12 protein-coding genes are annotated in these 5,634 nt (G+C 40.5%); 9 read left to right on the forward strand and 3 right to left on the reverse strand.

Annotated features, from left to right (window positions below):
• Window positions 1-622 precede the first annotated feature (622 nt).
• The gene (locus IM515_RS24015; protein WP_287630277.1) at window positions 623-862 is read left to right on the forward strand and encodes a DUF4160 domain-containing protein; all 240 of its coding nucleotides are present in this window, start codon (window positions 623-625) and stop codon (window positions 860-862) included.
• Between the two features lie 7 nt (window positions 863-869).
• Window positions 870-1,115 (forward strand): DUF2442 domain-containing protein, encoded by a 246-nt coding sequence (locus IM515_RS24020; RefSeq protein ID WP_287630278.1) that lies wholly within the window; start codon window positions 870-872, stop codon window positions 1,113-1,115.
• Between the two features lie 132 nt (window positions 1,116-1,247).
• Here the strand turns inward: IM515_RS24020 and IM515_RS24025 are convergent, their stop codons facing one another.
• Window positions 1,248-1,592: a hypothetical protein gene (locus tag IM515_RS24025; RefSeq protein WP_043995635.1), complete on the reverse strand. Its 345-nt coding sequence runs from the start codon at window positions 1,590-1,592 to the stop codon at window positions 1,248-1,250.
• Window positions 1,593-2,059: 467 nt separating this feature from the next.
• Here IM515_RS24025 and IM515_RS24030 point away from each other — a divergent pair, with 467 nt between their 5' ends.
• The 7 genes from IM515_RS24030 (at window position 2,060) to IM515_RS24065 (ending at window position 4,496) form a co-directional block, all read left to right on the forward strand.
• Complete coding sequence (locus IM515_RS24030) at window positions 2,060-2,203, forward strand: DUF5615 family PIN-like protein (RefSeq protein ID WP_002769316.1); 144 nt, start codon at window positions 2,060-2,062, stop codon at window positions 2,201-2,203.
• Between the two features lie 102 nt (window positions 2,204-2,305).
• Window positions 2,306-2,632, forward strand: coding sequence for a hypothetical protein (locus IM515_RS24035; RefSeq protein WP_287630279.1), 327 nt, complete (start codon window positions 2,306-2,308; stop codon window positions 2,630-2,632).
• Window positions 2,617-2,850 carry a DUF2283 domain-containing protein gene (locus IM515_RS24040; protein WP_002769319.1) on the forward strand — a complete coding sequence of 78 codons (234 nt, stop codon included), beginning with the start codon at window positions 2,617-2,619 and terminating at the stop codon, window positions 2,848-2,850. The genes IM515_RS24035 and IM515_RS24040 overlap by 16 nt, the downstream gene beginning before the upstream one ends.
• Window positions 2,851-3,068: 218 nt before the next feature.
• Complete coding sequence (locus IM515_RS24045) at window positions 3,069-3,329, forward strand: hypothetical protein (RefSeq protein WP_002769321.1); 261 nt, start codon at window positions 3,069-3,071, stop codon at window positions 3,327-3,329.
• 398 nt (window positions 3,330-3,727) lie between these two features.
• The gene (locus IM515_RS24055) at window positions 3,728-3,877 is read left to right on the forward strand and encodes a DUF5615 family PIN-like protein (RefSeq protein WP_196219701.1); all 150 of its coding nucleotides are present in this window, start codon (window positions 3,728-3,730) and stop codon (window positions 3,875-3,877) included.
• A gap of 96 nt (window positions 3,878-3,973) precedes the next feature.
• The gene (locus IM515_RS24060) at window positions 3,974-4,180 is read left to right on the forward strand and encodes a hypothetical protein (protein WP_002760310.1); all 207 of its coding nucleotides are present in this window, start codon (window positions 3,974-3,976) and stop codon (window positions 4,178-4,180) included.
• Window positions 4,167-4,496, forward strand: coding sequence for a type II toxin-antitoxin system PemK/MazF family toxin (locus IM515_RS24065; protein WP_287630281.1), 330 nt, complete (start codon window positions 4,167-4,169; stop codon window positions 4,494-4,496). Before IM515_RS24060 ends, IM515_RS24065 begins: the two co-directional genes overlap by 14 nt.
• A gap of 260 nt (window positions 4,497-4,756) precedes the next feature.
• Here the strand turns inward: IM515_RS24065 and IM515_RS24070 are convergent, their stop codons facing one another.
• Both IM515_RS24070 and IM515_RS24075 read right to left on the reverse strand, forming a co-directional pair.
• Complete coding sequence (locus IM515_RS24070) at window positions 4,757-4,975, reverse strand: DUF2283 domain-containing protein (protein WP_002769327.1); 219 nt, start codon at window positions 4,973-4,975, stop codon at window positions 4,757-4,759.
• Window positions 4,972-5,214, reverse strand: coding sequence for a hypothetical protein (locus IM515_RS24075; RefSeq protein WP_287630282.1), 243 nt, complete (start codon window positions 5,212-5,214; stop codon window positions 4,972-4,974). Before IM515_RS24075 ends, IM515_RS24070 begins: the two co-directional genes overlap by 4 nt.
• Between the last annotated feature and the right edge of the window lie 420 nt (window positions 5,215-5,634).

Below are 5,634 nucleotides of genomic sequence, written 5' to 3' on the forward strand. Positions count from 1 at the left end.
CGGATTGTTAGCTTGAAGTTAAAGCCGAAATTTTGGCCGTCTAACGCACCCTACTGGACTAGGTAATAGGTGTAGGGGTAATTCATGAATTACCCCTACAATAACGTTTATAGGACTTACGCACTGTACAAATTCACCATGGTGTGTATGAAGGAAAATCCGTCGTTTCAGACTTTTGGCGATTAACTTCTGATCGATAGCGATCGCTCAAAAGTCATCAAAAAATCACGTTGGCTCTTCTGGTTTCTGTGTGGAAACGAGGTCTATACTGATGGTTTCTTCGTCAAAATAGCCCTAAAAGTCTTGCCCGATAAGCATTTCACAATTCCATAAGCAAAAATTATCACACAAAGTCGAGAAGAGCCTCACGTTAAAATGCCCGAAACCCATACCTCATATTTGGTCGATCCTGTCAATGCGTAAGTCCTATATTATTAATTGAGGCTTTCGATAAAGAACGCAAATAGGACAATAAAAATAAAAGGGTGCGTTAATTGCACCCTATAGGATTGGCGATCGCTCTGAAAGTCCTTATCGGTCTGATTGGGGTGCGACAATGATCGCCACAATTTCCGACTAGAATAAAGAACCAGCAACTCTCAATGATTACGAATTTCACTGAATGGCAACGGTCATTAGAATTGGACATTTTCGGTTTCACTTCTATTCCGATGAAGGTTCCGAACCGCCACATATTCAGGTACGTTCTCCTGATGGTGAATGTAAATTTGGGCTTGAACCGATAATCATTTTAGCTTCCAATCGTGGTATTCCTTCCCATGAGCTACGGGAACTAGAGAGGCTAGTTTATAAAAATCAAGACCTTTTAAGGAGTGCTTATCGTGATTTCCACAAACATTAATCCTATAATGACTGTTGAGCCTGCCGCCATTCGAGCCTGGGCAGAAGAACGCATGATATACGTTGAACTCAGTGATGGACCTATTATCGGTTTTCCTGGCGACCGCTTCCATATTTTGAAACAAGCAACGAATGAGCAATTGGCGGCGGTTAAGGTTGAGGTAAATGGCTATGCTCTACGGTGGGAAGAATTGGATGAGGATATTACCGTTCCTGGGATTGTCGCTGGTCATTTTCAGTTACCGCCTTTCTAATCTGTTTGGATAGTTCAAGCAATTGTAGGATGGGTTGGCGTAGGCGATCGCACTGTTGGAAAGTTTAATTAACAAGAAGATAGCGATCGCACTGACCTCCGACAAGATCGGCGATCGCCCTCAAGAATTGCACTAAAGTGTATCTCGGTATTCTTCAAGTAGGGCTAAAATATCTGCTAGTTGGTTTCTGTGGAAGTTGTTGGGGTTAAGTTGGAATCGGATGATTGCAGTACGGTATCGAGTTTCGATTCGAGTTCGGCGAGTTTCTCGTTCTGTTTTTTCAAGTCGGACAAGCCCCCGTAGGATTTGATCCAATGTAACAAGGCTGAAAGTAATCCCTGCGAAGAGAAGTCCGAACCATTGGGGGATGATAATTTGTTCGTTGCCGAGTTGGATTGAGTCATAGTTGAGGATTATTCCTGTTAAAAAGACGAATAGGGTGGTAAGGATACCGATAAAGGTCTGAAAATCAGGCATTAGATTTTTGTTGACTTAATTTCATTTTAGCATTGAGTTTTCAAGGCAAATTGTTTTGAAAAACGCCCCTTATCAACCATCAACAATCAAACCGCGACCGCAAAATTTAGAAAATTTTGCAATACTAAAAAATACTTGCCTTAGTCATCAACGTTTTTGACGGGTTACACTATGCTAAACCATCCGGGGCGTTGCTGATTTGAGATATGAATCTTCTTTTGTGGGATTTTTAAAACCTAGACCCAAACTAACTTTTGGATGGGTGCAAGGTTGTCATTCATACCTTGATTCAGCAACGCCAACCATCCTAGACGATCAGCGATCGCACTGAGAAGTGTGACAACTGCTTCACTCATAGCTTTAACTGATAGCTCCTAGACTATTTTCTATCCATTGGGGTAACATGGCGCTCGCCGTTGCCAAGGCTAAAATAATCGCAGTTTGAAAGTTTAATTAACAAGAAGATAGTGATCGCACTGGATGAAAGTGTTTCTAAGGCGATCACCAAAGGTTTAAGAATGGGAGGGATTGATGTTACAATCTCTTCAGAGGAAGGACTGATTGGGGCTTCTGATGAGGAACAGTTAGCTTATGCTTTGTCGCAAGGCTGAGTTGTTTTCACGTTTCCTGTCTCTGGTATTGGAAGCTGCGATCACCGGTGATTAAGTTTTGGTTTTTAAATTTAAGATCAGTTTTGGAGACATGAATAAAATTTGGCAAGGTCTTTTTTCTGTGGTTATTTGGGGGTAGAGGTTGAATTAACCGATGAGCGAGAACAGCATATTATTGATCGCCATCCAGGGACATTACCCGATTATGAGGAGCAATTAGCCCAGACTTTAGCTGATCCAGATTTAATTCGTTCTAGCGATCGCGATGAAAAGGCGTTGTTATTTTCTAAGTGGTTTTCAACGATTCGGACGGGACGATTTTTAATTGTGGTGGTGGTTTCCCAATCTGCTCTTAGTCGTCATTGGATCGTGACCATATACACAGCCCGAAAAATTACAGGGGGAATAATGGTATGGAAAAAAATCTAACTTTTCGCTATGACCCGACGGGAGATATTCTTTATGTAGATGTCTGTTCTCCTTATGCAGATCAAGAGTCGGAGGAGATTGGGGATGAAATTGTCGCTCGTCTAAATCCGACTTCTGGGGAGATTGAGAATTTGGAGATTTTATTTTTCTCGAAACGCTGGAATCAATCCTTACCGTTACAATTGCCGATTGATGCTGCTTTTCGATTAGTGGGATAATGGGACGCACCCTCCGCGATCAGCGATCGCACTGTTTTGACAGTTCAAGCAACGGCAAGATTGGTCGGCATGGTGTAACGTAATATTAGAAAAATATGTCGTATTCAAGAGTAAAAAGACTTGATTAGATAGCATACTCAGTCTAAAAAACATTGGGTTTGATGACTGAAGGTAAATTTTAGCTTACATTAACATCAGCAAAAGCCAAGAGGTTACTAATGACTCAAGCGATTCGTCAAACAATTTTTGTTCAGTCAGATGGTCGTCTAGAAATTCAGTCAGATCAGCTTTTCCCTGGGAGAAAAGTAGAGGTTATTGTTATTCTGGAATATGACCCTGCAATATCATCAGCAGAAGCTTTAGCCATTAAGAGATTGGAAAATTTAGGTGATCCGCAGGAATGGATAACTGGGGTTGAAGCAGATGAGGAAATTGATGAGGATGAGTTAAGGGAATGGGTTAAAAGTTGTGGCTACTAAAAATCATTATTTAGTGCAATGGGTGGCTGATTTCCAAAATGATTTAGTTTGTTTACCTGCCGAATTGCAGGCTCGTTAGACCAAGTATCAAAAACTTCTAGCGATAGACCCCTATCACACTTTGGGGTGGCCTAGTCATCATTTAATGGGTAAGTTGAAGGGGTGTCGTGCGATTGAAATTGATTAAAATGGTGTTAGTTATCGTCTGGTTTATCAAGTTCATGAAAAATCCAGTCCCAAACGAGTCTTAATTTTAAGTTTTGCAGAACACGATCCTGCCTATGAAAGGGCAAAACAAAGAAAGCAATAATATTGCTGATAGCGGTAGAATGGGTTAGCATAGCGTGGCGTATCGCAATATTGATTAAAGTGTTTTGAAAAGGTAAAAGCTGCATGGGATGCACCCTACGCAATCAGCGATCGTACTGGATGAAAGGGTTTCTAAGGCGATCGCCAAAGGTTTAAGGATGCGAGGGATTGATGTTACAATCTCTTCAGAGGAAGGACTGATTGGGGCTTCTGATCAGGAACAGTTAGCTTATGCTTGATTGCAAAGCCGAGTCATTTTCACTTTTGATGATGGCGATCGCTGATGCTTCTACGCACTGTGCTAATATCTTCAATATTATAGGTGCTTTTGCTTTATGAAAAATCAGTTATTAAAATTAGCTTTTGAAGTAGAAATTGAAGAAGGGGAGCAACTCAATCTTCCCAGTTCTATTGTGCAAGGAATTGGTAAAGGGAAGTGGGTGATTACTATTCAGCCCAAAACCTTAGTTAGCGATCGCCTTCATTCTTCTTTTCTGAATAGTTATGCCCCAGAAGACGAAGGTTTATATGACGATTATTAAAGGAGGTGAGTTCTGGGTTGCCAAAATTCTATTTACTGATGGTACATCATCAAAAAAAAGACCTGTGTTGATTCTTTGGGTTGACGGAGATGACGTTATTGTAACGGCTGTAACCTCAGCAATGCCCCGAACACAAACAGATATGTTATTAAAAGATTGGGTCAATAGTGGTTTGAGGGTTCCCTCTACTGTTCGTTTATCTCGTCTTGATTGCTTGGAAAAAAACTTACTGCTTGCTAAATTGGGAAGGATTTCAAATGAAGATGCTGTCTATCTACTTAAAGTTTGGGACGATTATATTAAACCTCAATTTTAGGCGATCATCGCAATTTGGATTTAAGTGTTTTGAAAAGGGGCTCTTCTGGTTTTTGTGTGGAAACGAGGTCTATACTGATAGAATATCCGCAAAATAGTCCTAAAAGTCTTGCCCAGTAAGCATTTCACGATTCCATAAGCAAAAATTATCACACAAAGTCGAGAAGATCCTTAAGGGAATGGGTTAAAAGTTGTGGCCACTAAAAATCATTTAGAGTAACACGCCGATCGCCGCTTCATTTCTGCCTAATTTACTTAAACCTATGCAGATGTCTTCAGGGGGACGAGGGGGAGTTGATTGATAATAAATTCACCGAGTTGCACTTTTTTGCTGGCATTATCAATGTCTAAACCGACTAGGTTCCCTAATTCATCGTAATCGGCAACGACTCCTTCTGAAATTTCTTGGCTATCAACACTGGATTTGTCTGCAAGGTGGATATAAAGGGAGTCTGTTTCTGGGTAGTAGTTAATCTTCATGGTCTAAAGCTCCGGTCTGGAAAGGCGTTGTGGATAGTCAGCTTATCTTCTAGAGTAATGACTCTCAGGTATCGATCGCCAAATTCTTTTATCTGCGCCCAAAAGCGAAAACGATTATCTTCTTGAGGTTCACAGCGAATAGGGTTTTCGATAACGTAAATACACCATTCTTTTTTGAGGTAAGGGCGTTTTGTTAAAACATCATTTTCAAAATAGTTAGTAAATATATATTTTGGCATAAAAATGGTTGTAGTCAGTAAGGGAGACTTATTATCGTTGAATTAAAGCAAGGAACTTAGATATTTCTCTGGCTGAAAGTTTTTTGAACTGTCTAAGAAGTGTTACAACTGCTTCACTCATGGCTTCAACTGATAGCTTGTAGATTACTTTCTGTCCACTAGGTTAGCACGGCGCTCGCTCTTTCAAAAACCAAAATGATCGCAATTTTAAAGTTTAATTAACAAGAAGATAGCGATCGCACTGGATGAAAGGGGTTCTAATGCGATCGCACTAAATACCTGGACTTCCCCCGTATAAACATACTAGCTATGGCTAAAAGTCTTACAGAGCCTGAGTTAAAGCAATGAAATACTAATGAACTACTGGACACAAAATCCTGAAGTTCTTACGCCGATAGGGTTTGAGGCAAAAATTTTCAA

The sequence above is a fragment of the Microcystis sp. M44BS1 genome (assembly GCF_020244875.1).
Taxonomy (GTDB): domain Bacteria; phylum Cyanobacteriota; class Cyanobacteriia; order Cyanobacteriales; family Microcystaceae; genus Microcystis; species Microcystis panniformis.

Bases quoted from the DNA above. Each gene is read 5' to 3' on its own strand.
- IM515_RS24015 (WP_287630277.1), top strand. From the start codon at position 623: ATGGCAACGGTCATTAGAATTGGACATTTTCGGTTTCACTTCTATTCC.
- IM515_RS24020 (WP_287630278.1), top strand. From the start codon at position 870: ATGACTGTTGAGCCTGCCGCCATTCGAGCCTGGGCAGAAGAACGCATG.
- IM515_RS24025 (WP_043995635.1), bottom strand. From the start codon at position 1,592: ATGCCTGATTTTCAGACCTTTATCGGTATCCTTACCACCCTATTCGTC.
- IM515_RS24040 (WP_002769319.1), top strand. From the start codon at position 2,617: ATGGAAAAAAATCTAACTTTTCGCTATGACCCGACGGGAGATATTCTT.
- IM515_RS24045 (WP_002769321.1), top strand. From the start codon at position 3,069: ATGACTCAAGCGATTCGTCAAACAATTTTTGTTCAGTCAGATGGTCGT.
- IM515_RS24055 (WP_196219701.1), top strand. From the start codon at position 3,728: ATGCACCCTACGCAATCAGCGATCGTACTGGATGAAAGGGTTTCTAAG.
- IM515_RS24060 (WP_002760310.1), top strand. From the start codon at position 3,974: ATGAAAAATCAGTTATTAAAATTAGCTTTTGAAGTAGAAATTGAAGAA.
- IM515_RS24065 (WP_287630281.1), top strand. From the start codon at position 4,167: ATGACGATTATTAAAGGAGGTGAGTTCTGGGTTGCCAAAATTCTATTT.
- IM515_RS24070 (WP_002769327.1), bottom strand. From the start codon at position 4,975: ATGAAGATTAACTACTACCCAGAAACAGACTCCCTTTATATCCACCTT.
- IM515_RS24075 (WP_287630282.1), bottom strand. From the start codon at position 5,214: ATGCCAAAATATATATTTACTAACTATTTTGAAAATGATGTTTTAACA.